1 pseudogene is annotated in these 773 nt (G+C 39.8%); it reads left to right on the top strand.

The window, feature by feature from the left end:
- Positions 1-773, top strand: a pseudogene (locus DMZ43_RS14895) (hypothetical protein); the annotation flags it as partial.

Here is a 773-nt window from a genome sequence, read left to right as displayed (position 1 = left end):
GATGAAGACGTACTAGATGGTCAAGACCCATTAAATTATACAGTAACGTACTATGCGAGTTTTGATGATGCAGACGCAGGAGTAAACCCATTACCTACACTTTATGAGAACATCACTAACCCACAGGTTATTTATGTAAGAGTAGATAATGATACCACACCAGATTCTATCTGTTATGATGTGACAGATCTGACCCTTCAAGTGAATCCGTTACCAGTATTTGATTTAGAAGACAGTTATATACTATGTGTGGATACTAATGGGACAGAAGTATTAGATCCTTTAGTATTAGATACAGGACTGACCACACCAGATTACAGTTTTACATGGTACCTTAACGGAACAGAAATCGCAGGCGCTACAGAAGGTAGTTATATGCCAACAGAAGGCGGAACTTATAGTGTAACCGTTGTGGATGAAGTAACATCAACAGAGACCAACTGTGAGAATACCGATGAGACTTTAGTTATAGAAAGTGCACCTCCAACCTTGGTAGCCGAAGTGACTACACAAGCTTTTTCAGAAAATCACGTTATAGAAGCAGAAGCAACAGGACCAGGAGAGTATGAATACAGTTTAGATAACGGTCCATGGCAAGACAGTGGTTTGTTTGAAGACGTTACCTCAGGAGAACATGTAGTAGTGGCAAGAGATAAGAATGGATGTGGATTGACAGCGTTGGAGATAACAGTGTTGGATTATCCAAAGTACTTTACACCAAATGGAGATGGATATCATGATACATGGAACATTATAGGATTTGCAGGTAGAGC

Origin of the sequence: Meridianimaribacter sp. CL38, from assembly GCF_004328055.1 — a bacterium.
GTDB lineage: Bacteria > Bacteroidota > Bacteroidia > Flavobacteriales > Flavobacteriaceae > Gaetbulibacter_B > Gaetbulibacter_B jejuensis.
Note: the sequence above shows the minus strand (reverse complement) of the source record. Positions and strands in the feature narration are given on the sequence as shown.